This is a genomic window from Klenkia terrae (genome assembly GCF_037083865.1).
Taxonomy (GTDB): domain Bacteria; phylum Actinomycetota; class Actinomycetes; order Mycobacteriales; family Geodermatophilaceae; genus Klenkia; species Klenkia terrae.
Map to the genome: position 1 here is coordinate 1 of NZ_JBAPLV010000009.1, position 26290 is coordinate 26290.

The following is a 26290-nucleotide window of genomic DNA, read 5'->3' on the forward strand; positions in this document are numbered from 1 at the left end:
CCGGGGGGGGGGGGGCCCCGGGGGGCCCCCACCGCTCACGCCTGCACCACTCACGCCTGCGGTGGGACGAGCCCCTGCCGGACGGCGACCAGCGCGGCCTGGGTCCGCGAGGTCAGCTGCAGCTTGCGCAGCACGTTGCTGACGTGGGTGCGGGCTGTCCGCTCGCTGATCACCAGATCGTCGGCGATCTCCTGGTTGGACCGGCCGTGCGCCACCAGCGCCAGCACGTCCCGCTCCCGGGCGGTCAGGGAGCCCAGGCCGGTCGGCGGGGACACCATCTCCTGGGTCAGCTGCCGGGCCACCGCGGGGTCCAGGAACACCTCGCCGCGGGCGGCCGCGCGGATGGCGGCGACCACCTCGGTCGGCTCGGCGTCCTTGAGCAGGTAGCCCGAGGCACCGGCGGCCAGCGCGGCGTGCACCCGCTCCATCTCGCCGAAGCTGGTCAGCACCACGGTGCGCAGCTCGGGGTAGAGCTCCCGGATCCGGGCCGTGGTGGCCACGCCGTCCATCTTGGGCATGAGCAGGTCGACGAGGACGACGTCGGGCAGCTCGCCGTGCGCGGACAGCGCACCGAGCTTGGACAGCGCCTCCACCCCGTTCGCGGCCTCGGCGGTCACCTCGAGGTCGTCGAGCACCTCCAGGTACGCCCGGATGCCGCGGCGGACGACGGCGTGGTCGTCGACGATGAGGACGCGGACGACCGGGTCGGCCGGTTCGCCGTCGTCGGGGGTCGGTGCGGTCACGGGGCTCCATCCGGTGCAGGGCCCGGCGCCGGCAACCCGGCCCGGGTGAGGTCCGCGGCGGCCCGCGGGTCGGGCAGGGGGACGACGGCGCGCACGGAGGTGCCGGCGGCACCCCGGGTCCGCGGGCCCACGGTCAGGCTGCCGCCCCACCGCGCGGCCCGCTCGCGCATGCTCGTCAGGCCGTAGCCCTCGCGCCGGTCCGGGGTGCCGGGTGCTCCGCCGGGCATGCCGTGGCCATCGTCGGTGACCGTGAGGCTGACCGTCGAGCCGTGCCGCAGCGCGACCCGCACGGTGACCCGGCCGGCCTCCGCGTGCTTGACCACGTTGTGCAGCGCCTCGGCGACGATCCGGTAGACGTCCTCGGCCATGTCGGTGGGCAGGGTGTCCACCCCGGCCCCGACCTGCAGGCCGACCCGCATGCCGGTCCGGTTCGTGGTGCTCTCGGCCAGCGCGCGCAGCGCTTCCTCCAGCCCGAGCGAGGTCGAGGACAGCGGCCGCAGCTCGTGCACCATCGCCCGCAGGTCGGCCAGGACGGTCTGCGAGAGCACGCCGATCTCCTGGGCGATGCTGCGCACCCGGTCGGTGGGCACCTCACCGCGGGCGGCGACGATGCCCAGCACCTTGGCCTGCATGCCGATGGAGAACGCCTGCTGCACGATGCTGTCGTGCAGGTCGCGGGCCAGCCGCTGGCGCTCCTCCCGGCGGGCGAGCTCCCGCTCGGCCTGCAGCAGCGCGGCGTGGTCCAGCGCCACGGCGGCCTGCTCGGCCATCGCGGTGAGGAACTCCAGGGTCTGGTTGCCCACCACCTGGCCCGGTGACAGGTAGGCGTTGAGCACCCCGGCCGGCCGGCCGCGGATGGTCAGCGGGACGCTGGCGAACCAGCTCCAGTCCGACTGCCCCAGGTACTCGTGCAGCGGGGCCCAGGCCGGGTCGTCGCGCAGGCTGGCCCACCGGTCGGGGACGACGACCGGCTCGAGCCGCTCGAACGCCTCGAAGATCGTGAGCCGGGCGCCCTGCCGGCCGCACTGCAGCAGCCGGTCGAAGAAGTCCGGGCAGTGCGGGAACCCCGCCTGGCCCATGATCCGCAGCCCGGAGCCGGCCTCGTCCATGCTCAGGATCTGCACGCCGGCCAGCGCGTCGGCCCGCAGCACCTCCCGGGCGAGGGCGTCCAGGGTGGCGGGCACCGAACCCTCCGCGGCCAGCCCGGCCGAGGCCCGGGCCAGGGCGGCCACGCGGCGACGGCGGTGCCGCTCGGCGGTGGCGTCCCGGAAGGACACCACCCGCTCCCCCGTGCCGGCGTCGAGCAGGTGGGTGCGGTAGGCGAACTCCCGCACCCCCGTCGTCCGGCCGCCGGTCCAGCTGCAGACCAGCTCGGCGCCGTCGTCGTCCAGCAGGCCGTGGCCCTGCCCCTGCGGGGAGACCGCCGGGGTGGGGCGGAACGGCGACGCGGTGCCGACCAGCGCCGCGGCCGGCACGTCGCACAGCTCCTCGGCGGTCGGGTTCAGCTGCAGCCACCGGCCGTCGGCGTCGACCACCGCGAGCCCGTCGGGAGCCCGGCGAGCGACCTCCGCCCAGTCGTGCGGCGCAGGCGGTGCCGGTGCGGCGCGGTCCACGGTGGGGTGCACGGACGCCTCCTCGGCACGGGCGCTGGCCCGCGGCGGTCGCCGCGGGGACCGGGTGGCGGGCCCGGGTCGGGACCAGGATGCACAGCCGTGCACCCCGGCCCCGACCACGGGTGGCTCAGAAGCCGTCGACCGGCGCGAAGCCACCGGTGCCGGCGTCGTACCGGACGAGCTCGACGGTGGAGATGGCCGCCTCGTCGTCGCTGGTGGTGTCCACCGTGATGCCGTCGAGCAGCATCGGCGCCTGGAAGTCGCTGATCGACCGCAGTGCGGTCATGAACGACTCCCGGGTGGGCTCCTCCATGCCCGCGAAGGCCTCGGCCAGCACGGCGCCCTCGGCGTAGCTCCAGGTGCAGTGCGGGGTGTAGGTGGTGGCGATCTGCGAGCCGTACTCCTCGAAGGCCGCGTTGTAGGCCTGCACGTCCTCGTCCTCGGCGAACGCCGGGGAGTTGGGGTTCTTGGAGAACGACGGGGTGAAGACCGCCGGGTAGGCCTCGGCGCCGCCGGGCTGCAGGATCGTGCCCGGCGTCGAGGTGTTCGACGGCAGGAAGATGCTCGGCAGCCACCCCAGGGACTGCGCCTTGGTCAGCACGCCGACCTGCAGCGGGGTCACCGACACCGCGCTGAGCAGGACGTCGGCGTTGCTGGCGGCCAGCTCGGTCACCTGGGAGTCCAGGGTGGTGTCGGTGGGCTCGTAGGTCGCGGAGGCGACGACCTCCACCTGGCTGCCCTCGGTGGCCTCGGTGAAGCCGTCGAGGTAGCTCTGCCCGAAGTCGTCGTTCTGGGCCAGCGTCGCCACGGTGATCGGCCGGTCGGCCGCCACCAGCAGCTCGCCGAACGCCCGGCCCTCGGTGGCGTAGGTCGGCACGAACCCGGTGGTCCAGGGGTGCGCCTCCTGGTCCTCGGAGAAGGTGCGGGCACCGGTGGTGAGCAGGACCTGGGGCACCTCCTCCTCCTCGGCGATCGGCATGACGGCCGCGTTGGTGGGCGTGCCCAGGGCACCGACGTAGGCGAAGATCCCCTGGTCGGTGAGCTGCCGGAAGTTCGACACCGCCCGGGCCGGGTCGTAGACGTCGTCCAGGTAGGTGAACTCGACCTGGCGGGTGTTGCCGTCGCCGAACTCGAACCCGCCGTCGGCGTTCTGCGCCTCGATGTAGGCGGCCAGGCCGGCCACGGTGCACGAGCCCGGGCCGGCGGTCGGGCCGCTGAGCGGGCTGCTGATGCCGATGCTGATCGAGTCGTCGGTGATGCCCGGGCTGGACCCGTCACCGCCGAGACCGCCCGAGGACTCCGCGCGGGTGCACCCGGACACGAGCAGCACGGCGATGCTCGCCGTGGCCACCAGTGCGCCGGCGCGCACGGTGTGGGGGGTTGAGGTCATGGGGTCGCCCTTCCTGGGGTTCACGGGTGCTGGTCCGTCGTGGTCGCCGCCGGGGCGGGCACCGCAGGTGCTGACCCGTCGGTGGATGTGGGGGTCGCCGCGTCGTCCGCGGTGTCGTGCGGGGCCGTGCGGGTGCCCCGGCGGGCCGACCGGCGGCGGGCCAGCCGGCGGGGCAGGGACACCAGCCCGGCCGGCAGCACGAAGAGCACGGCGAGCAGGACGGCGCCGGAGATCAGCGCGGTGCGCGAGGAGTTGACCTGGCCGGCGAGCACCGGCACCAGCACGTAGTACAGGGCGCCCAGCGCCGTGCCGACGATGCTGGCCGATCCACCGATCACCATGGCCGCGACCAGGTTGATCGAGGTGGCGAAGACCAGCGTCTCGGGCGAGGTGTACTGCACGACGGCCAGGTACATGAAGCCCGACAGCCCGCCCAGGGCCGACGCGATCGTGAACGCCAGCACCTTCGTGCGGTACGGCGAGACGCCCATGGACAGCGCGACCGCCTCGTTCTCCTTGACGATCGCGAAGGACCGGCCGATGCGTCCGCGCACCAGGTTGCGGACCAGGAGGAAGGCGACCAGCGCGATGACCGCGACGACGTAGTACCGCCACTGGTCGTTGGCCAGCCCCAGGGACTCCGGGGCGCGCAGCCAGCTGACGACCTGGCCCTGCGAGCCGCCGGTGAAGCCGTCGAAGCGCCGGGCCAGCGGGACGCCGATGATCGGCAGCGCCAGGGTGATCATCGCCAGCGCGAGCCCGCGCAGCCGGGCCGCGGCCAGCGCGACGAGCATGCCGACCGCGGCGGGGACGACGGCCGAGAGCAGGAGCGACAGCGCGATCGGCCAGTCGTTCAGCACCCCGTAGGCGGTGATGTAGGCGCCCAGGCCGAGGAACGCGCTCTGGCCGAGGGAGACCTGGCCGGTGTACCCCATGATCACGTTCAGGCCCAGCAGCGCGACCGCGAAGACCATGATCGAGGCGAGCTGGAAGTTGATGTACGGGCTGGACACCAGCGGCGCGACGACCAGCACCACGGCGACGGCGAGGCCGGCGACGGCGGCGGCCGCGCGGGTGACGACGGACCGCGGCGGCGTGGTGGTGGCCGCGGGGGCCGGACGGGTGGCGGTGGCCATCAGACGCGCACCGTGGTCTTCCGGCCGAACAGGCCCTGCGGCCGGACGACCAGGATCACCATGACCGCGACGAAGGGCACCGCGATCTTCAGGTCGTCGCCGACGACGTCCAGGTAGGCCCCGGCCAGGTTCTCCGCGACGCCGATGAAGGCCGCGGCCACGACCGCGCCGACCGGGGAGTCCAGCCCGCCGAGGATGGCCGCGGCGAGGGCGTAGACCAGGACGAAGTCGAGCATCCCGGGGCTGATGAACAGCTGCGGGGCCACGAGCACCCCGGCGACCGCGCCGAGCCCGGCGGCCAGCCCCCACCCGATCATCAGCAACCGGCTGACCGGCAGCGCCGACAGCGCGGAGGACTCCGGGTTGTCGGCCACCGCGCGCATGGCCAGGCCGAGCTTGGTGGACCGGAACAGCAGCTGCAGGCCGACCATCACCGCGATGAGCACGAGAATCGTGCCGATCGACCGGAAGCTGACGAACACCCCGAGGACCTCGAAGGTGCGGTTGGGGAACAGCGACGGGAAGGGCTGCGGCTCGTAGCCGAAGAAGAACGCCGACGCCCCGGTGAGCAGCACCAGCAGCGCGATGGTGGCGACCACCGCGGTGTCGGGGTCACCGCGCTCGAAGTGCCGCATCACGCCGCGCTCGAGCAGCGCGCCGAGGACGAAGCCGAACACCACCGCGGCCAGCAGCGCGAGCAGGACCGGCACACCGGCGCGGGTGAGGGCGAACGCGACGAAGGTGGCCGCGACCGCCATGCCGCCCTGCGCGAAGTTCACCAGCCCGGTCGCCCGGTGCACGAGCACGATGGCCAGGGCCAGGGCCGCGTAGATCGCCCCGTTGGACAACCCGTCGACCACGACTTGGACGAAGTAGGACACCTAACCTCCCAGGTACGCGCGGCGGACGGCGTCCATGCCGAGCAGTTCGGCGCTGCTGCCCTGCAGCGCGACGCGGCCGGTCTCCAGCACGGTCGCGTCGTCGACCACGGAGAAGGCCAGGTTCGCGTTCTGCTCGACCACGACCATCGCCACCTGGGCCTCCCGCCGGAGCCGGACGACGGCGTCGTACACGCGGCGGGCGGTGCTGGGGGCCAGGCCGAGCGAGGCCTCGTCCAGCAGCATCACCCGCGGCTTGGCCATGAACGCCCGGGCGACGGCGAGCATCTGCTGCTCGCCGCCGGACAGGGCCGCGGCGTTGGACCCCACCCGCTCCCGCAGGTTGGGGAACAGGTCCAGGCAGTAGTCGACGTCGACCGCGATCTGCTTGCGGTCGCGCCGCCGGTAGGCCCCGACCAGCAGGTTCTCCCGGACGCTGAGCTGGCCCAGCGTGCCGCGGCCCTCGGGGACGTGGGCGATGCCGAGGGCCGCCGTCCGGTCCGGGCCGAGCCCGGTGATGTCGCGGCCGTCGAACACGATCCGGCCGGTGGTGCGGACCATCCCGCTGATCGCCCGCAGGGTCGTGGTCTTCCCGGCGCCGTTGGCGCCCAGCAGACCGGTGGCCCCGTTGTCCGGCAGCACGAAGGAGACCCCGTGCAGCACGTCGGCGTGGCCGTAGGAGGCGCTGACGCCGTCCAGCTCAAGCAGGCTCACCGGCGCCCACCTCCTTGCCCAGGTAGGCCTCGACCACCCGGGGGTCCGACTGCGCCTGCGCGGCCGTGCCCTCCATGAGCTTGGCGCCGTGGTCCAGGACGACGACCCGGTCGGTCAGCGCGGAGATCAGGCCCATGTGGTGCTCGACGACGACGACGGTCAGGTCGAACTCCTGGCGCACCGCGCGGACGGTGCCGATGAGCTGCTCCACCTCGGCGTGCGAGAGGCCGGCCGCCGGCTCGTCGAGCAGCAGCAGCTTCGGGCGGGCCAGCAGGGCCCGGCACAGCTCCACGCCCTTGTGCAGCCCGTGCGAGAGCTCGTCGGCGCGGGTGTGCGCGGCCCAGCCCAGGCCGGTGCGCTCGACCAGCTCCAGAGCGCGGGCGCGGGCCTCGCGCTCGTGCCGGCGGGTGGTGGGCAACCGCAGCGCCCAGGCGACCGGGCCGCCGGGCAGCCAGGAGTGCGCGCCGAGCAGCACGTTCTCCAGCACGGTGGCGTCCAGCCGCAGCGCGGGGTGCTGGAAGGTGCGGGCCAGCCCCAGCCGGGCCATCCGCCAGGCCGGCGTGCGGACGGTCTCGGTGCCGTCGACCAGGATCGAGCCGGCCGCGGGCTGGTAGTGCCCGCTGATGCAGTTGAACAGCGAGGTCTTGCCGGCGCCGTTGGGTCCGACCAGGCCGAGGATGCCGCCGCGCGGTGCGTCGAAGGAGACGTCGTCGAGCACGGTGATCCCGCCGAAGCGGAGGGACACCCCCCGCACGCTCAGCATCGCGTCCGGGGCAGGTGGTGCCGTCATGCGTCGCCCTCCGACATCGTCGTCGTCCGCCGGCGTACTGGCGGTCGGGGGCGACGCTACGGTCGGGCCCGTGTGACCCGGACCACCGCAATGTCCCGACCCGACCGTCCGGTCCTGACGTGGTCGGGTGCGACATTCGTCCTGGGTGCCGGCCGTGCGCCGGCTGTGCCCGTCAGGTCCCCGCGGCCGGCACCACCGGGACCAGCAGGTGGGAGTCGTGCCGGCCGCCGGTGTGCACGGTGGTGCGGCCGACGTTCACCGTGTCGGTGTGCCGGGCGTAGGTCAGGTGCTCCGGGTAGCGCATGACATCGCTGCCCTGCACGACGAGCAGCAGCTGCTCGCCGGCCTCGAACCGGGTGCCCGAGGGCCAGACCTCGATGTCCAGGCGGGTCGGCTCCCCGGGCACCAGCGGCAGTGCCCGGCGGTGGGCCAGGACCGGGTGCAGGTCGGTGGAGCGCTCGTCGTCCAGCTCCCGGTGCGAGGCGCGCAGCCAGCCCTGGGCCACCGGGCCGTCCTCGAACTGCCCGTAGTGCGCGAACCCGACCGGGGTGCCCACGGCGTCGAGCTTGACCAGGGCGAGGAAGAGGTCGGCGTCCTCGGCCCCGTCGGTGGACACGTGCAGCACGGCGCGCACGCCACCGACCAGCTCGACCGGCTCGTCGAACGTCACCGCGAAGGTCACCCGGCGCGGCGCCAGCCCGCTGCCCAGCCCGTCGTAGGAGACCGCGCCCTCCCCCGCCGGTGCGTCCCAGCCCAGCGACCCGGCGACGGCGTCCAGGTGCAGCCGGCGGGGCTCGACGTCCAGCGGCCAGCGGTCGGACTCCCGCCAGGTCGCCTCGCCGTAGGACTCGCGGACCTCGGCGCGCACCCGCGGCCAGGACGCCGGCCCCGGCCCGCGGCCGAGCAGGAAGTGGTCGAAGAAGGCGCGCTGGCGCTCGACGTTCTCCGGCTCGTAGTAGTAGGACCACTTCTTGCGGCCGTGCACGTCCAGCCACTTCTCGGCCGACCCGAGCCGCCGGAACCCCTCCAGCGTGCCGCGCAGGTGCAGTCCCTGGTCGGCCCACCCGGCGACGACGTAGGCCGGCACCCGGACGGCCTCCAGGTCCGGTGTCTTGCTGGCCCAGAAGCCGTCGAACCAGGGATGGGCCGCCGTCTCGGCCTCGAGGTCCTCGACCTCGGTCGTGCCGGCTCCCCACCGCTCCCAGATGTAGGGCCAGAAGGAGGTCTCCGGGATGCCCCCGTGCCGGGCGACCTCGCGGTAGGTGTCGTTCCAGCCCTCCGAGGGGTTGATCGCCCCGAGGTGCGGCGGGTCCAGGGCCGCGACGAACCACTGCAGGCTGGCCAGGTAGGAGACGCCGGACAGGCCCACCTTCCCGGCGCTCCAGGGCTGGGTGCCGGCCCACTCGACGACGTCGGCGAACGCCCGCGCCTCCTCCGGCGAGTGGTAGGTGGCCCGGCCCTCGGAGTACCAGGTGCCGGGGACGTCGGCGAGCACGAGCGCGTAGCCGTGCGGCACCCAGTACTCGGGGTCCGGCGCCTCGAAGGTGGTCAGGTCCGACGTCCACTCCGGCCGCACGCCGCTGCCGGGGTAGATCTGCCCGATCGGGGCCGGGTTGTGCTTGCCGTAGGGCGACCAGCTCACCAGCGGCGCGGCCGGGACATCGGTGTCGGGCCGGTAGACGTCGACGTACAACACCTCCCCGCCGTCCCCGAACGGGACGGCGATGTCCTTCTCGATCACCATCCCCGGCCGGTTCTCGAACCGGTGCTCCGGCGGGCGCCCGCCGCGCGAGGCCGGTGTGCTGCGCGGCGGCCGGAACAGGTAGCGGCCGGGGTCGTCGGGGTGCTCGGCTGGCTGCATCGGTGCTCCGTGGGTCCGCGGGTGGTGACGGGGGCGCTGTCCCGCCCCGTCCCAGCACCGTCGGCCACCGGTCGGCGTGCCCACCAGCGTCATCCGTCGCGTCCGCCGACCGTCGGCCGACCCGGGTGTCAGCCGAGCTCGCGGTCCAGGGCCAGGTTGAGCTCCAGCACGTCGACGTACGGGGCGCCGATGAAGCCGAGGTCCCGACCCGTGGTGGCCGCGGCGACCAGCTGCTGCACCTCCGCCTCGGGCACCCCCCGCTCCCGGGAGACCCGGGCGACCTGGATGGCCGCGTACGCCGGGGAGATGCCCGGGTCCAGGCCCGAGGCCGAGGCGGTGACGGCGTCGGCCGGCACGTCGGCCTCGGGCACGCCGTTGAAGGCGGCCACCGCGGTGCGGCGCTGGGCGACGGTGTCGGCGAGCTCGGCGGAGTTCGGGCCGAGGTTGGACCCGCCGGAGGCGCGGCCGTCCCAGTCCGAGGCCGAGGGCCGGGACTGGAAGTACTGCGGCAGCGGGGCGCCGTCGGCGTCCACGAAGCCCTGGCCGAGCAGCGAGGACCCGACCACGGTGCCGTCGGCGGTGCTGACCAGCGACCCGTCGGCCGCGGAGGGGGCGATGACCTGGGCGATGCCGGTCATGGCGAGCGGGTAGCCGACGCCGAGTACGACGGTGGCCACGAGGAGGGCACGGACGGCGGCCACCAGCTGGCGGCCCGGACGAGGACTGGGCATCACGCGATCCCGGGGATGAGGGAGACGAGGAGGTCGATGAGCTTGATCCCGACGAAGGGCAGCACGACGCCGCCCAGGCCGTAGACCAGCAGGTTGCGCTGCAGCATCGCCGAGGCGGAGCCCGGCCGGTACCGCACGCCGCGCAGGGCCAGCGGCACCAGCGCGATGATGATCAACGCGTTGAACACGACGGCCGAGAGGATCGCCGACTCCGGCGAGGACAGCCGCATGACGTTGAGCGCGTCCAGCCCCGGGAACGCCGGGGCGAACATGGCCGGCAGGATCGCGAAGTACTTGGCCAGGTCGTTGGCGATGGAGAACGTGGTCAGCGAGCCGCGGGTGATGAGCAGCTGCTTGCCGATCGCGACGATCTCGATGAGCTTCGTCGGGTCGGAGTCCAGGTCGACCATGTTGCCGGCCTCCTTGGCCGCCGACGTCCCGGTGTTCATCGCCACCCCGACGTCGGCCTGCGCCAGCGCGGGGGCGTCGTTGGTGCCGTCGCCGGTCATCGCCACCAGGCGTCCGCCGGACTGCTCCTTCGCGATCAGCGCGAGCTTGTCCTCCGGCGTCGCCTCGGCCAGGACGTCGTCCACCCCGGCCTCGGCGGCGATGGCCCGGGCGGTGGCCTCGTTGTCGCCGGTGATCATCACGGTGCGGATGCCCATCCGGCGCAGCTCGTCGAAGCGCTCCCGCATGCCGGGCTTGACGACGTCCTTGAGCTCGATCACGCCCAGCACCCGCGCACCGTCCGGGCCGGCCGAGGCCAGCAGCAGCGGCGTCCCGCCGGCCTCGGCGACCTCGGCGACCAGCGGGGCGACGTCCGGGGGCACCGGGCCGTCCAGCGACCGGACCCAGGCCTGCACCGCCGCGGCGGCACCCTTGCGCAGCTGCCGGCCGCCGGGCAGGTCGACCCCGCTCATCCGGGTCTGCGCGGTGAACTCCACGAAGGTCGCGCCGTCCGGGCGGGGCACCGCTCCCCCGCCGAGGACGACGACCGACCGGCCCTCGGGCGTCTCGTCGGCCAGCGAGGCGAGCACCGCGCCCTGGGCGACCTCGGCCTCGGTGGCGTCGCCGACCGGGCGGAAGGACGCCGCCTGCCGGTTGCCCAGCGTGATCGTGCCGGTCTTGTCCAGCAGCAGGGTGCCGACGTCGCCGGCGGCCTCGACGGCCCGCCCGCTCATCGCCAGCACGTTGCGCTGCACCAGCCGGTCCATCCCGGCGATGCCGATCGCGGACAGCAGCGCCCCGATGGTGGTCGGGATCAGGCAGACGATCAGCGCGATGAGCACCGTCGTCGACTGACCGGCACCCGAGTAGACCGCGAAGGGCTGCAGGGTCACCACGGCCAGGACGAAGACGATGGTCAGCGAGGACAGCAGGATGTTCAGCGCCGTCTCGTTGGGGGTCTTCTGCCGGGAGGCGCCCTCGACCAGGGCGATCATCCGGTCGACGAAGGTCTCCCCCGGCTTGCTGGTGATCTGCACGACGACCCGGTCCGAGAGCACCGTCGTCCCGCCGGTCACCGCGCACCGGTCGCCGCCGGACTCCCGGATGACGGGGGCGGACTCCCCGGTGATCGCGGACTCGTCGACGCTGGCGATGCCCTCGACGACGTCGCCGTCCCCGGGGATGACCTGCCCGGCGACGACGACCACCCGGTCGCCGGGGACGAGGTCGGCGGCCGGCACCTCGCGGCCGTCCTCCAGGACGGCGACGGTCGTCGTCCTGGCGTTGCGCAGCGAGGCGGCCTGCGCCTTGCCGCGGCCCTCGGCGACGGCCTCGGCGACGTTGGCGAACAGCACGGTCAGCCACAGCCAGACCGCGATCGACCAGCCGAAGACCGAGGGGTGCAGCACGGCCAGCACGGTGGAGAACACCGAGCCGACCCAGACGGTGAAGACGACGGGCTGGCGGACCAGTCCGCGGGGGTCGAGCTTGGCGACGGCGCCGGTCAGCGCCGGGCGCCACTCGATCGTCGGGCGGGCCTGCGGGCGTTCCGCGGGGGCCCGGTCCAGGACGGGGGCGGTCATGAGAGTCCTTCGGCGAGCGGTCCCAGTGCCAGCACCGGGAAGTAGGTGAGACCGACGACCACGAGGACGACGGCGGTGAGCAGCCCGGCGAACAGCGGGCGGTGGGTGGGGAAGGTGCCGGCGGTGACCGGGGTGCGGCCCTGCTCGGCGAGCCGGCCGGCCAGGGCGACGACCAGCACGATCGGCACGAAGCGGCCGAGGGCCATGGCCAGGCCCAGCGCGGTGTTGTAGAACGTCGTGTCGGCGCTGAGCCCGCCGAACGCCGAGCCGTTGTTGTTGCCGGCGGAGGTGAAGGCGTAGAGCACCTCGGTGAGGCCGTGCGGTCCGTCGTTGAGCATGCCGGCCCGGCCGGCGGCGGTGCCGATGGCGACCGCGGTCCCGACCAGCACGATCGTCGGGGTGGTGAGGATGTAGAGCGACGCGAGGGTCATCTCCCGGCGGCCGAGCTTCTTGCCCAGGTACTCCGGCGTCCGGCCGACCATCAGGCCGGCCACGAAGACGGCGACGACGGCCAGCACGAGCATCCCGTAGAGGCCCGAGCCCACCCCGCCCGGCGCGACCTCGCCCAGCATCATGTTGAACAGGGCGACCATCCCGCCCAGCGGGGTGAGGCTGTCGTGCTGGGTGTTGATCGCCCCGGTCGACGTCAGCGTGGTGGCGGTGGCGAACAGCGAGGACAGCGGGCCGCCGAAGCGGACCTCCTGGCCCTCCAGCGCGCCGCCGGCGAGCTGGGTGGCCGCACCCCCGGCGCGGGCCTGGAACACCGTCATCAGGGTCAGGCTGATCGTGGCCAGGGTGGCCATGACGCCGAGGATCGCGAAGCCCTGCTTGCGGTCGCCGACCATCCGGCCGAACGTGCGCGGCAACGAGAACGGGATGACCAGCAGCAGGAAGACCTGGAACAGCGAGACCCAGGCGGTCGGCCCCTCGAAGGGGTGCGCCGAGTTGGCGTTGAAGAACCCGCCGCCGTTGGTGCCGAGCTCCTTGATCGCCTCCTGGGAGGCGACCGGCCCGCCCGGGACGAACTGGCTACCCCCGGCCAGGGTGGTCACGTCGGTGCCCGAGTGCAGGTTCTGCACCACGCCGCCGAGCACCATCACCACGGTGGCCACGACGGCCAGCGGCAGCAGCAGCCGGGTGATCGAGCGGGTGATGTCCACCCAGGCGTTGCCCAGCCGGTCGGTGCCCTGCCGGACGAACCCGCGCACGAGGGCGGCCAGCACGGCCAGCCCGACCGCGGCGGACACGAAGTTCTGCACCGCCAGGCCGGCCATCTGGACCAGGTGGCCCATCGTCGACTCGCCGGCGTAGCCCTGCCAGTTCGTGTTGGTCACGAAGCTGACGGCGGTGTTCCAGGCGCTGGAGGGCTCCACCGGCGCCATGCCGTTGTCCAGCGGCAGCAGGCCCTGCACGCGCTGCAGCAGGTAGAGCAGCAGCACGCCGACCACCGACACGGCCAGCACGCTGCGCAGGTAGACCGGCCAGCGCTGGTCCGAGCCGGGGTCGACCCCGACCGCGCGGTAGACCAGCTTCTCCGCCCGCCAGTGCGCCGGGCTGGTGAACACCCGCGCCGTCCAGTCGCCCAGGGGCTTGTGGACGACGGCCAGCGCCACCACGAGCAGCCCGACCTGCAGCCACCCGGCTGCGGCCCCGGACATCAGAACCGGTCCGGGAACAGCAGGGACGCCAGCAGGTACGCCACCAGGCCCACCGCGACGGCCAGTCCGACCCAGGTCTCGATCACAGCCGCTCCACCCCGCGCACGGCGAGCGCCAGCAGCCCGAAGACCGCCAGCGTCAGGAGCACGTAGACCACGTCGGTCACGCCAGGTCCCTCATCCCACTCCGGGGCCCGACCCGTCGCCGGTGCCCTCGCAGTCGGCGACGCTAGGAGCGCCCGGGCACGCCGCGGGGCGTCTTGACGGGTCCTTGACGCCCGACGGCGGAGGTCTTGACGCCGTCCTGACGGCGGCGGTGCCCGATCAGGTGGGGGTCAGCCGACCAGGTCGGCGTAGACGACGACGTCGTCCAGGTAGTCCCCGGTCGAGGAGTCGAACTCGCCGCCGCAGGTGATCAGCCGCAGGCCGGCGTGGCCGAGGTCGCCGTAGACCTCGGCGGTCGGGAAGTCGGCCTTGGCCACCTGGTCCACCTGGGTGACCACGAAGGTGGCCGTGCTGCCGTCGGCGCGGTCGACGAGCACGGTGTCGCCGGCGACGACGTCGAGCAGGTCGGCGAACACCCCGGGCGAGCCGGCCCAGTCGACGTGCCCGGCCAGCACCGCCGGGCCCCGCTCACCGGGGGTGGGCGAGCCGGTGAACCAGCCCGCGGGGAACCCCTCGGCCGGGACCTCGAGCGTGCCGTCGGGCTCGATGCCCAGGTCCACCAGCTCGGAGTCCACGCCGATCGCCGGCACCCGCACCCGCAGCGGCTGGGAGGCCGGCAGCACCGGCGGGGCCGCGGTGGTGGGCCCGGCGACCGGCGACGAGCTCGTGGCCGGCCCCCCGGCGGACGGGGCCGGCGCCCCGGACTCGCACCCGGCCAGCAGCACCGCGGCGACCGCGGCGAGCACCGCCGGGCGCAGGCGGTGCGACAGCCGGGTCACGCGGTGGAGCCGTCGCCGGTGTCCACGGAGCCGACCGGGACGACGGCGACCTGGGAGTAGCCGCCGGAGCCGGTGGTGCTGCTGCCGCCCCGTCCGGCCCCGCTGCCCGCTCCCCCGCCGGTGCCCCCGGTGCCACCCGTGCCGCCGGTGCTGCCGCCGGGCGCCGTGGTCGTGGGCGCGGCGCCGGTGGTCGGGGTGACCGGCGGCGTGGTCACCGGGGTCGTCGTCACCGGGGTGCTCGTCACCGGGGTGGTCGAGGTCGGCCCGGCGGTGGTCGTGGGCGTCGTGGTCGCGCAGCCGGGCCGGGTGATCGTGTTGGTGTCCATCGTGACCGCCCCGTCCAGGGCCAGCAGCCGACCCGCGAAGGTCGCACCGGTGGTCGCCGAGATGCTGGCGGCGGCCAGGATGGTGCCCTGGAACGCCGTGCGCACGCCGATCGTCGCCGAGGTCTCCACCTGCCAGAACACGTTGCACGCCTGCACGCCGCCGGTGAGCACCACGCTGCTGTCGCTGCCGGTGATCAACGTGGACCCGGCCTGGAAGACGAACACGTCGTCGCCGTCGCCGGTGAGGGTGAGCTGACCGGTCAGGGCCATGGAGGAGCTGGTGTTGTAGACGCCGCCGGTCAGTGTGCCGCCCTGGAAGGTGGCCAGGTCCTGGGTGACGGCGATGGGCGGTTGCTGTCCCCGGGCGTTCGCGTAGGCCACCCGCAGGTCGTCCTTGACCTGCAGCATCGCGGCGGTGTCGTTCGTGCGGTCGGCGCCGGTCAGCACGAACGAGCCCTGCTGGTCGATCGCCGGGGTCGGGAACGTCCCGATGTCCCCGGTGATGGTGGTGACCCCGGTGTTGGTGATGCCGCTCCCGGCCAGCACGGCGAAGGAGTCGGCGGTGCCGAGCCCGATCGCCGTGGCTGCACGGGCCGGGGTGGCGGTGCCCAGGGTGCCGACGGCCACCAGCAGCACGGCGGCGGCCAGGCCGCCGGCGCCGGTGACCCAGCGGCCGCGGGTGGTCGGGGTGGGGTGGTCGAGGACCGACGTCACGTCGGCACTCCCGTCTCCGGCCCGCAGGGGCCGGGTGCGTCGTTCGCAGAAGACGACGCCGACGTGGATGCCGGGGCTCGAGGGACCTTCGTGACCCGACAGTGCGCCGTTGCGGGACCGACCGGTCCCCGATGCCATCAGGTCGCACCGTCGGTGGCTACCTCCCACCCGTCCGGGGCCCGGCGCCGTCCCGAGGTGACGCGGAGTGACCCATCCGGGTGGTCCGGGGCGATCCTGACGCGTCCTTGACGCCGTCCCGCACCGCACCGGGCCGCGGCGGGGTGATCATGGAGCGCATGGGTCGGGGCACGCTGCGCATCTACCTGGGCGCTGCGCCGGGTGTGGGGAAGACCTTCGCCGCGCTCGGCGAGGCGCACCGCCGGGCCGCGCGCGGCACCGACGTCGTCGTCGGGCTGGTGGAGACGCACGGCCGGGACGGCACGGGCCGCCAGCTCGAGGGCCTGGAGGTGCTGCCCCGCGCCGAGGTCACCCACCGCGGCGTCACGCTGTCGGAGTTCGACGTCGACGCCGCGCTGCTGCGCGCCCCCGAGCTGCTGGTGCTCGACGAGCTGGCGCACACCAACGCCCCCGGGTCGCGCAACCGGTACCGCTGGCAGGACGTCGAGGAGCTGGTCGCCGCCGGGATCAGCGTGCTCAGCACCATCAACGTGCAGCACCTGGCCAGCCTCACCGACGTCGTCGCCCAGATCACCGGGGTCACCCAGGGCGAAACGGTGCCCGACGAGGTGGTCCGCCGGGCCGACCAGGTCGAGCTGGTCGACATGTCGCCCGAGGCGCTGCGCCGCCGGCTGGCGCACGGCAACGTGTACCCGGCCGAGCGGGTGGACGCCGCGATGGGCAACTGGTTCCGGGTCGGCAACCTGACCGCGCTGCGCGAGCTGGCCCTGCTGTGGCTGGCCGACCGGGTGGACGAGGGCCTGCGCCGCTACCGCGCCGAGCACGACATCGACCACGTGTGGGAGACCCGCGAGCGCGTCGTCGTCGCCCTGACCGGCGGTCCCGAGGGCGAGACGCTGGTCCGCCGGGCCGCCCGGGTTGCCCGCCGCGGCGGGGACGGCGTCCTGCTGGCCGTGCACGTGCTGCGCTCGGACGGGCTGACCGGTGCCTCCCCCGCCGCGCTGCGCACCCAGCGGGCGCTGGTCGAGTCCCTCGGCGGCAGCTACCACCAGGTCGTCGGGGACGACGTGCCCGCGGCGCTGCTGGAGTTCGCCCGCGGCGTCGACGCCACCCAGCTCGTGCTGGGTACGTCCCGGCGGTCCCGCTGGGCGCGGGCGGTCCGCGGCGGGATCGGCGGCGAGGTGATCGCGGCCGGCGGCGAGATCGACGTGCACATGGTCACCCACGGCGCCGCCGGGTCCCGGGGGCTGCAGCTGCCGCCGCTCACCGGCGCGCTCACCGCGCGCCGCCGCTGGGCCGGGCTGGTGCTCGCGCTGGTCGGCGTCCCGACGGTGACCGCGGTCTGCCTGCTGCTGGGGTCGGCCTTGTCGCTGGCCAGCGTGCTGCTGGTCTTCCTGCTGCTGGTCGTGGCGGTCGCGCTGGTCGGCGGGCTGTACCCGGCGCTGGTCGCCGCGGTCGTCGGCGGGCTGGCCGAGAACTGGTTCTTCACCCAGCCGACCGGGCGGCTGACGGTCAGCCAGCTGGACGACGTGATCGCCCTCGGCGGATACCTGGTGGTCGCCGTGGCCGTGGCCACCGTGGTGGACCGGTCAGCCCGCCGGGCCACCGCGGCCGCCCGCTCGCGGGCGGAGACCGCGCTGCTGGCGTCCCTGTCCCGCTCGGTGCTGGCCGGCAACCGCGGGCTGCCCAGCCTGCTGGAGCAGGTGCGGGAGGCGTTCGGCCTGCAGGCGGTGAGCCTGGTCGAGGTGGGCACGGCCGACGACCCGTCCGGCGGCGCCGGCGTCGTCGCCGCCTGCGGGGAGGAGCAGGGCCCCACCGAGGACGTGCCGGTGACCGACACGCTGCGGATGCGGCTGTGCGGGCGGCCGCTGGCCCCCAACGACCGGCGGGTGCTGGTCGCGTTCGCCGAGCAGGCCGCCGTCGCGCTCAAGCAGGGCCGGCTCGCCGTGCAGGCGGCCGAGGCCGACCGGCTGGCCGCCGGCAACAGCATGCGGACGGCGCTGCTGGCCGCGGTCAGCCACGACCTGCGCACCCCGCTGGCCGGGATCAAGGCCGCGTCGTCGGCGCTGCGCTCGACCGAGCTGCGGCTCACCGAGGCCGACCGCGTCGAGCTGGTGGAGACCGTCGACGAGTCCGCCGACCGGCTGACCGCCCTGGTGGACAACCTGCTGGACATGAGCCGGCTGCAGGCCGGGGCGCTGACCCCGGTCACCGCCCCCGCGGACCTGCTCGGCGTGGTGCACCGCGCGCTGACCTGGGTGCCCGACCCGTCGGCCATCGCGGTGCACGCCCCCGACGACCTGCCCCCGGTGCTGGCCGACCCGGGGCTGCTGGAGCGGGTGGTGGCCAACCTGGCCGACAACGCCGCCCGGCACGCCCCCGGCAGCCCGGTGGTGATCTCGGCCGGGACCATCGCGGACCGGGTCGAGGTGCGGGTGGTCGACCGCGGCCCCGGGGTGGCCGCGCAGGACCGCCAGCGGGTGTTCGCGCCCTTCCAGCGGCTCGGCGACGCCCCCGCCGGCCAGGGCGTCGGCCTCGGGCTGGCCGTGGCCCGCGGCCTGACCGAGGCGATGGGCGGCACGCTGGACGTCGAGGACACCCCCGGCGGCGGGCTGACCATGGTGCTGTCGCTGCAGGTGGCCCGGACGCCGGGCCCGCGGCCGGCCGACGAGGAGGGGGTCCCGGACCTCCTCGCCGACCGTGCCGGGGACGGTCAGGTCCGCGGCCTCCGGTAGGCGGCCCGGGCCCAGAGCCAGCCCACGACCGCCAGGCCCACGCACCAGCCGACCGCCGTCCACGCGGTGCCGGCGCCGACCGGGGTGCCGGCCAGCAGCCCCCGCACGGTCTCGATGACCGGGGTGAAGGGCTGGTGCTCGGCGAACAGCCGCACCGGCGTCGGCATGGTGTCCACCGGGACGAAGCCGCTGCCGAAGAAGGGCAGCAGGACCAGCAGCATCGGGGTGTTGGACGCCGACTCCACCGACCTGGCCGCTGCACCCATCGCGACCGACAGCCAGGTCAGCGCCAGGCCGAAGAGCACGAAGAACCCGGTCATGGCGAGGAGGCCGAGCGCGTCGACGTCCGGGCGGTAGCCCAGCGCCACGGCGATCCCGAGGACGAGGGAGGCGGCGAGCAGCGTCTGGACGACGGCGGCGACCACGTGACCGCCGAGCACCGCGACCGGGGCGACCGGCGTCGTCCGCAGCCGGGTGACGATGCCGCCGGTCATGTCCATCGCCACGTTGATCGCCGTGGACTGGGCGACGCTGGTCGCGGTCATCACCAGGATGGCCGGGACGATGTAGGCCAGGTAGACCGCGCGCCCCTCCGCGCCCGGGGTGACGCCGGCGGCCACCCCGGCCCCGAAGGCGCCGCCGAAGACGTAGACGAACAGCAGCAGGAGCACCACCGGGGTGGCCACGATGATCGCGGTCAGCGAGGGGTACCGGAGCATCCGCAGCAGGCTGCGGCGGGTCATCGTGGTGAGGTCGCGGGGAGCGTTCCGGGTGACCGGCCGCGGCACGACGGCGGTGGCGGCGGCCATCACGCGGCGTCCGCGGACGGGACCGGGGCGGTCAGGGCGAGGAAGACGTCGTCCAGGGAGCCCGCGGCGTGCGCGGCCTTGAGCCCGGCCGGGGTGTCGTGGGCGACCAGGCGGCCCCCGTGCAGCACGCCGACGGCGTCGGCGAGCCGGTCGGCCTCGTCGAGGTACTGCGTGGTGAGCAGCACGCTCACCCCGTCGGCGACCAGTACGCGGACCTGGTCCCACAGGTCGTGCCGGGCGCGTGGGTCCAGGCCGGTGGTCGGCTCGTCGAGGAACACCACCCGGGGTCCGGCGACCAGCGTCATGGCCAGGTCGAGCTTGCGGGTGGTGCCGCCGGACAGCAGCTGGCCCCGTCGTCGGGCGACCTCGCCCAGGCCGAACCGCTCGACGAGCTCGGCCACCCGGCGGCGGCCCTCGGCGCGGGGCAGGTGGAACAGGTCGGCCATCAGGCGGAGGTTCTCGGTGACGGTGAGCAGCGGGTCGACCGCCGACAGCTGGCCGGTGACGCCGATCAGCCCGCGGACGGCCTGCGGGTCGGTGGCCACGTCGTGGCCGAGCACCCGGGCGGTGCCGCCGTCGGCGGCCAGCAGGGTGGCCAGGATCGACACCGTCGTGGTCTTGCCGGCCCCGTTGGGGCCGAGCAGTGCGGTGACGGTGCCCGCGGGGACCACCAGGTCCAGGCCGTCGAGCACGGTCTGGTCGCCAAAGCGCTTGTGCAGGCCGACGACCTCGATGGCCGGCGGGAGGGGTGGGACGGGCACGACTGCTCCTCACGAGCGTTGCCGGGGGGACCCCCGACGACGCCGGGAGCCTCAGATGTCGAGGTCCTCGACCTCGGGTGCGGTGGCGTGGACCTCCACCAGTGCGGCCAGATCGGCCGGCACGGCCTGCTGCAGCGCGGCGAACGTCTCGAAGACGTCCAGGGCCGCGGTCGCGGGGAGCTGCCCCCACTGCTGCTCGGGCGAGAAGTGCTTGCGCCAACCGGTCAGCTGGCCGTCGGCCCCGGCGGAGTGGACGTACTCCTCACCGCGGGCCAGGTGCACGGCGAACTTGCCGGTGCGGGTCCGGTAGACCCGGTAGTGCTCCTCCACCCCGCGGGTGGTGCGGTTCCAGTCGGCGAGCAGCACGCCCTGGAAGCGCTGCTTGCGCGCCGCACCGGGACCCACGCCCACGGTGACCTCCGCGAACCCCTCCAGACGCCCCTCCTCCACCTCGACCAGCCGGTGCAGTGCCCGGGAGATGGCCGCCGAGAGGTTGCCGCCCACGAGCTCCTGCGCGCGCTGGTAGACGGGCAGGTCGGCATCGGAGACGTAGATCGTCTTGTTCGGCACGGGGCCATCCTAGGCACGACCGAGCGCATACGCACACATATACGTAGACCGGAAGAGACCGCTCGGCGCGTTGCTCCTCCCCGGCACGCGGGGTCCCAGTTCAGAGCGGGCGGATGCGCTCCCGGCGCACGGCCGCCTCCGCCTCGTCCAGGTCTCCGCCGCGGGCGAGCACCTCGGCGCTGGCCGGCACCCCCCGGCTGTCGATCACCGAGCCCGCCCCGGTGCGCATCGGCACCACGGTCTCCTCCTCGGGATCCGGTCGGACGTCGGCCGCCTTGGGCGCGGCCCGCAGCGCGACGACCAGGCCGGCGACCAGAACCAGCAGGACCAGGGTCACCACGACGGCGGACACCGGGTGCGGCAGCCCCGTGGTCACCCAGTAGGACACGGCCGCGACGACGCCGGCCGCCGGCATGGTCACCACCCAGGCGATGGTGAGCCGGCCGAAGACCCGCCAGTGCACGGTCGCGCCGCGGTTGGTCGCCCCCACGCCGGTGATGGCCCCGGCCACGGTGTGCGTGGTCGACACCGGCGCACCCAGCGCGGTCGAGCCGAAGATGGCGATCGCGGCCGCCGTCTCCGCGGCGAACCCGCTGACCGGCCGCAGCTGGGTGATGTTCGAGCCCATCGTCCGCACGATCCGCCAGCCGCCCGACAGGGTGCCGGCGGCGATCGCGGCGTAGGCCACCAGGACCACCCACAGCGGGATGGGCAGCGTACCGTCCTCGCCCGCGGTCAGGTACCCGCCGCTGACCAGCAGCGCGGCGATCACGCCCATCGTCTTCTGCGCGTCGTTGCCGCCGTGCGCCAGCGACACCGCCGCCGAGGACGCCAGCTGCAGCACCCGGAACCGCTTCTCGGTCGCCGGCACGTCGGCCCGGCGCAGCGCCAGCCGCAGCAGCGTCATCGCCAGCCCGCCCAGCAGCAGCCCGGCGACCGGGCTGATGACGATGAACAGGGCGGTCTTCTCCACCGACCCGCCCTTGATGGCGGCCAGCCCGCCGGCGGCCAACCCGGCGCCGACCAGACCGCCCACCAAGGCGTGCGAGCTGGACGTCGGCAGGCCCAGGTGCCAGGAGGTGAAGTTCCAGACGATCGCCCCCAGCAGCGCGGAGAACACCACGGCCGGGCCGAAGTAGCTGCTGTCGACGGTCTGCCCCACGGTGTTGGCGACCGCCGTCCCCACGAAGAAGAACGCGACCAGGTTCCAGCCCGCCGCCCACAGCACCGCCCAGCGGGGGGCGAGCACCCGGGTGGCCACGACGGTGGCGATGGAGTTCGCCGCGTCGTGGAAGCCGTTGGTGTAGTCGAACAGCAGGGCCAGGGCGATCAGCCCGACCACCGTCCAGAGCGCGAGGTCCACGAGCGAAGGGTGCGCCGCGCAACCACCTCGAGGGCGTGCGCCGGGTGAACCCGCGGTGAAGAAACGGCGCCGGACCAGGTGACCACCTGGGATGGCTGTTGACCACACCGCTGCGCGACGCCCAGGCTGGCGCCGTGCCCACCACCCGCCGCCTCCCCGTCGGTGCGGTCGCGACGCTCGTGGCGGCCTGCGCCGCGGTGGCCGTGCTCGCGGCCGGTACCGCGCTCACCGCGTCCCCGACGGCGCCCGAGGACCTCGCCGTCTTGGTGTGGGTGCTGGGCTGGGTGCTCGTCGTCTGGACGGCGGTCGCGGTGGCCGCCGGGCTGGTGGGCCTGGTCCGCGCGGGCACGGCAGGACGACGGCCGGCGCGGGGACGGGTGGTCGCCGTGCTGGCCGCGACCGCCGTCCTGGCCGGCGGGGTCCTCGCCCACCCGGTCGCGGGCAGCGGCGGCGCCACGGCCCCGGCCGGCCAGGAGTCCCGCTGACGGGTCCGGCTGGCCGGAGCTGTCAGCCCGTCGGCCCGATGAGTCGGCGGGCGGTCACTACTCCGGGGTGCAGGGCGTGCAGGTCGGCCTCCAGCGCTTCGGCCGCGGCGGTCAGTCCGTCGGCGCCCAGCGGGTCGAGACCGTCGAGGACGAACACTGCGCGGGTCGTGGCGGGGGTGATTCGGGTGCGGACGCCCTGGCGCCAGTTCCACCGCCGGCAGGTGACCCCGGTGTCGTCCCGCCAGACCACCTCGCCGACCTCCGGGTGCTCGACCACGCTCTCCCCGCCGGCGGTGGTGTCGAACTCCTCGCTGCCGTCGGCGCGGACCAGGGCGGCGGGGCCCGCGTAGCGGTCCAGGTCCTCCCCGCCGATCGGCAGCAGGTGGCCGATCGAGATGGCGTTGTAGACGTCGGTGACCCGGTCGACCCGGGGCAGCCCGCCGTCCAGCCGGCGCAGCAGGGCCTCGACGCTGGGTCGCGTGCGCTGCGGCTTGGCACCGAAGGCGCGGTAGGCCTCCCGCCAGGCGGCCGGGTGCGGCAGCGCCTCGGGCGTCCCCTCCCCCACGACCTGCCGGGCGCGCTCCTCGGCAGCGGTCAGCAACCGGTCGCTGCCGTCGTCGGGCGGGCCGCCTCGCAGGCCCTCCGCGGTGAGCAGCAGGGCCCGGTAGTCCGGGCGCAGAGCGTGCACCGCGGGGTCGACCGACGCCGCGGCCAGCCAGTCAGCTGCGCTCTGCCCCACCCGGAGCACGCTAGTGCACCGCGACGCGTCGACGACGCGGAGAGGGACGAGGTCGGGCCTGGCCGACGCCGACCCGGTGCCCACCACGCAGGCGGGCTCGTGACCCCCCGCACGCAGGGACGACGGCGCGCGCTCTGCGATCATCGCCTCGGCCGCGCGGGATCCGGGCGACCGGGCTGAGGGGCGACGGGAGCCATGGACCGCGACGACACCGGCGACGGGCACGAGGCCCAGGCCCGCACCGAGGGCGTGCTCGAGGCGATGCCGTCGGGGTTCTTCTCCCTCGACGACCGGTGGCGGTTCACCTTCCTCAACAGCGCCGCCGAGCGCCTGCTCGGCCAGCCGCGGACGGCGTTGATCGGCCGCTCCATCTGGGCGTCGTTCCCGGACGCGGTCGGCTCACCGTTCGAGGAGGTCTACCGCTCGACGGTGGCCACCGGGGAACCGCAGACCTTCGAGGCGTACTACCCAGCTCCGCTGGACGCCTGGTACGACGTGCTGGCCTGGCCGACCCCCGAGGGCCTGGCGGTCTACTTCTCCGACATCACCGACCGGCGGCGGGCCCTGGCCGCCACCCAGCGGGCGGCCGCCCGGGCGGCCCTGACCGCGCAGGTCACCGACCGGTTGTCGGCCACCACCGACACCGCCGGCGCGGTCGCGGACCTCGCGCACCTGCTGGTGCCCACCCTGGCCGAGGGCGCCATCGTCACGCTGCTGGCCCCGGATGGCCGACCGCGGGACGTGAGCAGCTGGCACGTCGACCCCGGCCAGCGCTCGGCGCTGGCCGCCTACACCCGCACCCGGGTCGAGTCGATGCCGCTGACCTCCCCGCTGGCCCGGGTGCTGACCACCGGCACCGCGGTGCGCAGCACGGCCGACGAGGTCTCCGGCCTGCTGCCCGACGGCGCGGCGCGCGACCTGCTCCAGGTCATCGAAGCCAGCCACGCCGTCGTCCTGCCGATCCGCGGGCACGACCGGGTGCTCGGTGCACTCTCGCTGTTCTCCGGCGCAGGCCACCCCCTCGACGCCGAGGCCGAGGAGACCGCCCGGGACCTGGCCGGCCGGATGGGCCTGGCCCTGGACAACGCTCGCCTGGCGGCCGCGCAGAACCAGATCGCCGAGAGCCTCCAGCGCAGCCTGCTCACCGATCCCCCGGAGCCCGACCACGCCCACATCGTGGTGCGCTACGTGCCGGCGGCGGAGTCCGCCCGGGTGGGCGGGGACTGGTACGACGCGTTCCTGCAGTCCCGCGGGGCGACGATGCTGGTGATCGGCGACGTGGTGGGGCACGACGTCGCCGCCGCGGCCGCGATGGGCCAGCTGCGCGGTCTGCTGCGCGGGATCGCCACCTACTCCGACGCCGGGCCGGCGGAGGTCCTCCGCGGCCTGGACACCTCCATGCGGTTGCTGCAGCTCAGCACGCTGGCCACCGCCGTCGTCGCCCGGCTCGAGCAGACCGCCGAGGAGCACGACCGCGGGGTGACCCGCCTGGTGTGGTCCAACGCCGGCCACCCGCCGCCCCTGGTCATCCACCCCGACGGCACCCAGGCCGTGCTCGCCGGCTGGCGCGGGGAGCTGCTGCTGGGCGTGGACGAGCACACCCGGCGCACCGAGCAGACCATCACCCTCGACCGGGACAGCACGGTGCTCCTCTACAGCGACGGGCTGGTCGAGCGCCGGGACTCCACCCTGGACGGCGGCCTGGAGCGCCTGCAGCGCGCCGTCGCCGAGCTCGGCGACGTGACCCTGGACGAGCTGTGCGACGGGCTCGTCGACCGGCTGGTCGACGGGTACCCCGACGACGACGTCGCCCTGGTCGCCGTCCGCCTGTTCCGCCAGGACCAGCCCAGGCCGCCGGAGGCCGGGCCCAACGACGTCCCCGAGGGCGTGCCGCCCGACGTCGCCGGGACGTGAGCCGCGGCGGCTGGCATCCTGCTCCGGATGCGTCGGTCGGCGACCGACCACGAGACCGTGATCACCGGGCCCCGCACCGCGGTGGGCCCAGAGGGAGGACGAGGGTGCTGACCAGGAGAACGACCGGGTCCTCGGCACCCCCGCGGCCGGTCCCGGCGTCCGACGGCGCGGCGGCATGAAGAGCGCTCAGCCCTCGGTGTCCACCACCGGACTCCTCGGCGTCTGGACCCTGGCGACGGTCGCCGAGCTGCCGCAGGTGCGCGCCGAGCTCCGCCGGCAGCTGGCGGCCGGCACCGCGGACCCCGATGCCGCCGGCGAGCTCGTGATGCTCGCCGACGAGCTGGCCTCCAACGGGCTCCGGCACGGCAGCCCGCCGGTCCAGATGACCGTGTCCACCACGGCGACGGGCTGGCTGGTGATGGTCACCGACGGGGCCGGCACCCGCGCACCGGCCGAGGCCGTGGGCCGGGACCCCGCGCTGGGCGGCCTGGGTCTGCACATGGTCGCCGCGATGGGCGAGGACGGCGGGTGGTTCCCCGACCGCGGCCGCAAGACGGTCTGGGCGACCGTGTCGGCCTCGGCCGCCTGACCGGGCACGGGTCAGCGGTCGGCGACCTGCACCAGCACCATCCGGCGCAGGTCGGTCAGCCTCGCCTGCAGGAGTGCCGAGACGTCGGCGGCGGCGACCGGCGCGGCGGCTGACCCCGAGGCGAGGACCGCCCGCCGGTGCTCCGCGACGATCGTGCTCGCCTCGGCGATGGTCAGTGCGGCGCACCGGTCGGCCGCGGGGACCACCGCCGGGGAACCGTGCCGGGCGATGTGGGCGCTGATGGCCCGTTCGGCCTCGCGCTGCAGACCGCTCTCCCAGAGCAGCAACCCGGGCTCGCCCACCAGGTCCTCCAGCGACCGGCGCCGGCAGGCGTCCCCCAGACCGGCCAGGTGGCCGGCGACGACGTCGCTGACCGCCGCGATCAGCTCGGGCGCGGTCGTGTGCGCCTCCGGGTGGTCGGCCAGGTGCTGCGAGATCTCGGCCCAGGGGCAGCGCCCGTGGAAGAAGAGCTCCTCCTTGTGCGGGAAGTGGTTGAACACCGTCGTCGATGCGACGCCGGCCTCCCGGGCGATGACCAGCACCGGGGTCCGGGCGAAACCGCGCTGGGCGAACAGGCGCTGGGCGGCGTCGACGATCCGAGCGCGGTTGCGCAGCTGCACGTCGGAACGTCGGTCGCCGGGCCTGTGCACAGGCAGATGC

At 74.7% G+C, this 26290-nt stretch carries 24 protein-coding genes; 4 read left to right on the forward strand and 20 right to left on the reverse strand.

The window, feature by feature from the left end; translation table 11 throughout:
- Positions 1 to 50: 50 nt before the first annotated feature.
- The 14 genes from UXQ13_RS09765 to UXQ13_RS09825 all read right to left on the reverse strand — a co-directional run bounded on the left by UXQ13_RS09765 (position 51) and on the right by UXQ13_RS09825 (position 15527).
- Complete coding sequence (locus tag UXQ13_RS09765) at positions 51 to 743, reverse strand: response regulator (protein ID WP_225235839.1); 693 nt, start codon at positions 741 to 743, stop codon at positions 51 to 53.
- Positions 740 to 2368, reverse strand: a complete 1629-nt coding sequence (locus UXQ13_RS09770) for a sensor histidine kinase (protein ID WP_225235840.1) — start codon at positions 2366 to 2368, stop codon at positions 740 to 742. The genes UXQ13_RS09765 and UXQ13_RS09770 overlap by 4 nt, the downstream gene beginning before the upstream one ends.
- 115 nt (positions 2369 to 2483) lie before the next feature.
- Positions 2484 to 3746, reverse strand: coding sequence for an ABC transporter substrate-binding protein (locus UXQ13_RS09775; protein WP_225235841.1), 1263 nt, complete (start codon positions 3744 to 3746; stop codon positions 2484 to 2486).
- Positions 3747 to 3766: 20 nt separating this feature from the next.
- Positions 3767 to 4882, reverse strand: a complete 1116-nt coding sequence (locus UXQ13_RS09780) for a branched-chain amino acid ABC transporter permease (protein ID WP_225235842.1) — start codon at positions 4880 to 4882, stop codon at positions 3767 to 3769.
- Positions 4882 to 5763 carry a branched-chain amino acid ABC transporter permease gene (locus UXQ13_RS09785; protein ID WP_225235843.1) on the reverse strand — a complete coding sequence of 294 codons (882 nt, stop codon included), beginning with the start codon at positions 5761 to 5763 and terminating at the stop codon, positions 4882 to 4884. The genes UXQ13_RS09780 and UXQ13_RS09785 overlap by 1 nt, the downstream gene beginning before the upstream one ends.
- On the reverse strand, positions 5764 to 6474 hold the full coding sequence (locus tag UXQ13_RS09790; protein ID WP_225235844.1) for an ABC transporter ATP-binding protein: 711 nt from the start codon (positions 6472 to 6474) through the stop codon (positions 5764 to 5766).
- Positions 6461 to 7219, reverse strand: coding sequence for an ABC transporter ATP-binding protein (locus UXQ13_RS09795; protein ID WP_336392230.1), 759 nt, complete (start codon positions 7217 to 7219; stop codon positions 6461 to 6463). Before UXQ13_RS09795 ends, UXQ13_RS09790 begins: the two co-directional genes overlap by 14 nt.
- A gap of 217 nt (positions 7220 to 7436) precedes the next feature.
- Positions 7437 to 9125 carry a CocE/NonD family hydrolase gene (locus tag UXQ13_RS09800; RefSeq protein WP_225235846.1) on the reverse strand — a complete coding sequence of 563 codons (1689 nt, stop codon included), beginning with the start codon at positions 9123 to 9125 and terminating at the stop codon, positions 7437 to 7439.
- A gap of 128 nt (positions 9126 to 9253) precedes the next feature.
- Entirely contained in the window at positions 9254 to 9856 is a 603-nt protein-coding gene (gene kdpC, locus UXQ13_RS09805) for a potassium-transporting ATPase subunit KdpC (RefSeq protein WP_225235847.1), read from the reverse strand.
- Positions 9856 to 11886, reverse strand: coding sequence for a potassium-transporting ATPase subunit KdpB (gene kdpB, locus UXQ13_RS09810; RefSeq protein WP_225235848.1), 2031 nt, complete (start codon positions 11884 to 11886; stop codon positions 9856 to 9858). The genes kdpC and kdpB overlap by 1 nt, the downstream gene beginning before the upstream one ends.
- A complete protein-coding gene (kdpA, locus tag UXQ13_RS09815; protein ID WP_225235849.1) occupies positions 11883 to 13544 on the reverse strand; it encodes a potassium-transporting ATPase subunit KdpA in 1662 nt (553 codons plus the stop codon). Before kdpA ends, kdpB begins: the two co-directional genes overlap by 4 nt.
- Complete coding sequence (gene kdpF / locus UXQ13_RS23630; protein WP_225236112.1) at positions 13544 to 13630, reverse strand: K(+)-transporting ATPase subunit F; 87 nt, start codon at positions 13628 to 13630, stop codon at positions 13544 to 13546. Before kdpF ends, kdpA begins: the two co-directional genes overlap by 1 nt.
- A 248-nt stretch (positions 13631 to 13878) precedes the next feature.
- Positions 13879 to 14487, reverse strand: coding sequence for a class F sortase (locus UXQ13_RS09820; RefSeq protein WP_225235850.1), 609 nt, complete (start codon positions 14485 to 14487; stop codon positions 13879 to 13881).
- Complete coding sequence (locus tag UXQ13_RS09825) at positions 14484 to 15527, reverse strand: ice-binding family protein (RefSeq protein WP_336392231.1); 1044 nt, start codon at positions 15525 to 15527, stop codon at positions 14484 to 14486. The genes UXQ13_RS09820 and UXQ13_RS09825 overlap by 4 nt, the downstream gene beginning before the upstream one ends.
- A 296-nt stretch (positions 15528 to 15823) precedes the next feature.
- Here UXQ13_RS09825 and UXQ13_RS09830 point away from each other — a divergent pair, with 296 nt between their 5' ends.
- Positions 15824 to 18400 (forward strand): sensor histidine kinase, encoded by a 2577-nt coding sequence (locus UXQ13_RS09830; RefSeq protein ID WP_336392232.1) that lies wholly within the window; start codon positions 15824 to 15826, stop codon positions 18398 to 18400.
- On the opposite strand, the gene UXQ13_RS09835 is transcribed toward UXQ13_RS09830, so the two are convergent.
- From UXQ13_RS09835 to UXQ13_RS09850, 4 genes are all read right to left on the reverse strand, one after another.
- Positions 18379 to 19209 carry an ABC transporter permease gene (locus UXQ13_RS09835; RefSeq protein WP_225235853.1) on the reverse strand — a complete coding sequence of 277 codons (831 nt, stop codon included), beginning with the start codon at positions 19207 to 19209 and terminating at the stop codon, positions 18379 to 18381. The two genes, UXQ13_RS09830 and UXQ13_RS09835, sit on opposite strands and share 22 nt — an antisense overlap.
- Positions 19209 to 19970 (reverse strand): ABC transporter ATP-binding protein, encoded by a 762-nt coding sequence (locus UXQ13_RS09840; protein ID WP_225235854.1) that lies wholly within the window; start codon positions 19968 to 19970, stop codon positions 19209 to 19211. Before UXQ13_RS09840 ends, UXQ13_RS09835 begins: the two co-directional genes overlap by 1 nt.
- Positions 19971 to 20021: 51 nt before the next feature.
- The gene (locus UXQ13_RS09845) at positions 20022 to 20540 is read right to left on the reverse strand and encodes an EXLDI protein (RefSeq protein WP_225235855.1); all 519 of its coding nucleotides are present in this window, start codon (positions 20538 to 20540) and stop codon (positions 20022 to 20024) included.
- Between the two features lie 100 nt (positions 20541 to 20640).
- Positions 20641 to 21903, reverse strand: a complete 1263-nt coding sequence (locus tag UXQ13_RS09850; protein ID WP_225235856.1) for an inorganic phosphate transporter — start codon at positions 21901 to 21903, stop codon at positions 20641 to 20643.
- Positions 21904 to 22037: 134 nt separating this feature from the next.
- On the opposite strand from UXQ13_RS09850, the gene UXQ13_RS09855 reads away from it, so the two are divergent.
- Positions 22038 to 22388, forward strand: a complete 351-nt coding sequence (locus tag UXQ13_RS09855; RefSeq protein WP_225235857.1) for a hypothetical protein — start codon at positions 22038 to 22040, stop codon at positions 22386 to 22388.
- Between the two features lie 22 nt (positions 22389 to 22410).
- Here UXQ13_RS09855 and UXQ13_RS09860 read toward each other — a convergent pair whose 3' ends face one another.
- A complete protein-coding gene (locus UXQ13_RS09860; protein WP_225235858.1) occupies positions 22411 to 23127 on the reverse strand; it encodes a B3/B4 domain-containing protein in 717 nt (238 codons plus the stop codon).
- A gap of 195 nt (positions 23128 to 23322) precedes the next feature.
- Between UXQ13_RS09860 and UXQ13_RS09865 the strand changes: the two genes are divergently transcribed.
- Positions 23323 to 25041 carry a SpoIIE family protein phosphatase gene (locus UXQ13_RS09865; protein WP_225235859.1) on the forward strand — a complete coding sequence of 573 codons (1719 nt, stop codon included), beginning with the start codon at positions 23323 to 23325 and terminating at the stop codon, positions 25039 to 25041.
- Between the two features lie 175 nt (positions 25042 to 25216).
- Positions 25217 to 25630 (forward strand): ATP-binding protein, encoded by a 414-nt coding sequence (locus UXQ13_RS09870; RefSeq protein ID WP_225235860.1) that lies wholly within the window; start codon positions 25217 to 25219, stop codon positions 25628 to 25630.
- Positions 25631 to 25641: 11 nt separating this feature from the next.
- Here the strand turns inward: UXQ13_RS09870 and UXQ13_RS09875 are convergent, their stop codons facing one another.
- Positions 25642 to 26280: a TetR/AcrR family transcriptional regulator gene (locus UXQ13_RS09875; protein ID WP_225235861.1), complete on the reverse strand. Its 639-nt coding sequence runs from the start codon at positions 26278 to 26280 to the stop codon at positions 25642 to 25644.
- Positions 26281 to 26290: the final 10 nt, after the last annotated feature.

What these genes read in the sequence shown, in the direction of transcription:
- UXQ13_RS09775 (WP_225235841.1), bottom strand. Translation starts at nt 3,746, where the DNA reads ATGACCTCAACCCCCCACACCGTGCGCGCCGGCGCACTGGTGGCCACG.
- UXQ13_RS09780 (WP_225235842.1), bottom strand. Translation starts at nt 4,882, where the DNA reads ATGGCCACCGCCACCCGTCCGGCCCCCGCGGCCACCACCACGCCGCCG.
- UXQ13_RS09800 (WP_225235846.1), bottom strand. Translation starts at nt 9,125, where the DNA reads ATGCAGCCAGCCGAGCACCCCGACGACCCCGGCCGCTACCTGTTCCGG.
- kdpC (WP_225235847.1), bottom strand. Translation starts at nt 9,856, where the DNA reads ATGCCCAGTCCTCGTCCGGGCCGCCAGCTGGTGGCCGCCGTCCGTGCC.
- kdpB (WP_225235848.1), bottom strand. Translation starts at nt 11,886, where the DNA reads ATGACCGCCCCCGTCCTGGACCGGGCCCCCGCGGAACGCCCGCAGGCC.
- kdpA (WP_225235849.1), bottom strand. Translation starts at nt 13,544, where the DNA reads ATGTCCGGGGCCGCAGCCGGGTGGCTGCAGGTCGGGCTGCTCGTGGTG.
- UXQ13_RS09830 (WP_336392232.1), top strand. Translation starts at nt 15,824, where the DNA reads ATGGGTCGGGGCACGCTGCGCATCTACCTGGGCGCTGCGCCGGGTGTG.
- UXQ13_RS09835 (WP_225235853.1), bottom strand. Translation starts at nt 19,209, where the DNA reads ATGGCCGCCGCCACCGCCGTCGTGCCGCGGCCGGTCACCCGGAACGCT.
- UXQ13_RS09865 (WP_225235859.1), top strand. Translation starts at nt 23,323, where the DNA reads ATGGACCGCGACGACACCGGCGACGGGCACGAGGCCCAGGCCCGCACC.
- UXQ13_RS09870 (WP_225235860.1), top strand. Translation starts at nt 25,217, where the DNA reads ATGAAGAGCGCTCAGCCCTCGGTGTCCACCACCGGACTCCTCGGCGTC.